The following is a 1,451-nucleotide window of genomic DNA, read 5'->3' as shown; positions in this document are numbered from 1 at the left end:
TGTATCCTATGAAAAGCCCTAGTCCAGTTCTTTAAAGTTACTATTTAATTTTTAATTATCTCATAATGTTGTTTTTGGGGTGTTGAATCGTTGATAATTCCGATAGGATTATCAATCATTCAATACCTATATAACTTGCTCAGCATCCTATATGTGGTCCATCCTTTAGGGCGGCCACCAGCATCTTTATGATTATAAGCTATAATAAGTTTGGTCACTTGCTAACCGATGTGATTCCCGCAAATACGGGATCACCTACATTGTTTTGTGATCCAAACTTTGCCACTTCTTTAAATGAGCTTAGTTATTGGTTTATTATTCTACAACCCCTATTTCGTAGGGAACCCCTGTTTTTATTACCGCTAAGGTGCGGCTTAACAATTTACGCGCTACCTTAACGATTACAGATTTTACGTTCTTGCCCTGATGTTTGCGATAATAGGCTTGCATCACCGGGTCTGTACGTATAGCCTGCCAAGAAGCTTCTATAAAGTAACTACGTATCAATCGGTGGGCTCGCATACTCACTCCGGTATGTCTTATAGTATCACCGCTTTGGTAAATACCGGGAGCTAAACCTACATAACCGGCCAATTGCTTGATGCTGCTAAAACGACGCAGATTCCCAAGCTCACTAAGTATACCACTGGCCACAATGGGACCTATGCCCGGGATACTGCGTAAGAGCATATAATCCTGCTTAAAATGAGTTTTGGTATGTCGTCTAAGTAATGTAGATACATCCCGAAACTCCTGATCTATAAACCGAAAACTACGCAAACGGCTACGCAAGACTTCTGTACCTGCATCATACTCAAATTTCAGATCATCTAACCAGTGCCTGAAGTTATGGCTCCAGTGATCGTTGTCATACTCCGGCGGTATTTCTATGCCATAATACAACAACTGCATTTTGATATAGCTTTTGATTTGACGCATATCCTTGACCAGATCATTACGACGGCGAAACAGGCTACGTAATTGCTCCCGGCATTTATCGGGTACACAAATACTTGCTAACCTGCCGTCCTTGAGTTCGCGGGCGATCAACTGCGCATCAATACGGTCAGTCTTTGTAAAACGTTCTTTACCTCTTCTAAAAATATCTGCTGGATTCACTACCAGGGAACTCCAACCATAACTCTCAAAGCACCGGTGCGCGTAATAGCCACAACATCCAGCCTCATATGCAGTGGTTACCTGATAATCTCCATAATGCTTGGTGACATACGCTTTTAAGGCGTCAGGGCGAGGTGGCATACTAAAGGTCTTACCGGATGAAAGATCGGTTGCACAATGTATTTTCCAACTACGCTTGTGGATATCGATACCAATGTATAACTTTGGTTGAGCAGTGGGTACAGTTTTTATACCCGCCTGCCGAGCGGGCAGGTCTTATTGTTTTGGTGAACTTTAAAGATACTGGATCTGCTGCTTTTACATAGATGCTA

Annotated in this window: 1 protein-coding gene; it reads right to left on the bottom strand. The window is 42.3% G+C overall.

The genetic code is table 11. From position 1 onward, the window contains the following. Positions 1–315 precede the first annotated feature (315 nt). On the bottom strand, positions 316–1,329 hold the full coding sequence (locus tag FVB9532_RS19250; protein ID WP_262714413.1) for an IS110 family RNA-guided transposase: 1,014 nt from the start codon (positions 1,327–1,329) through the stop codon (positions 316–318). Positions 1,330–1,451: the final 122 nt, after the last annotated feature.

The organism is Mesonia oceanica (genome assembly GCF_902499555.1).
GTDB lineage: Bacteria > Bacteroidota > Bacteroidia > Flavobacteriales > Flavobacteriaceae > Mesonia > Mesonia oceanica.
Note: the sequence above shows the minus strand (reverse complement) of the source record. Positions and strands in the feature narration are given on the sequence as shown.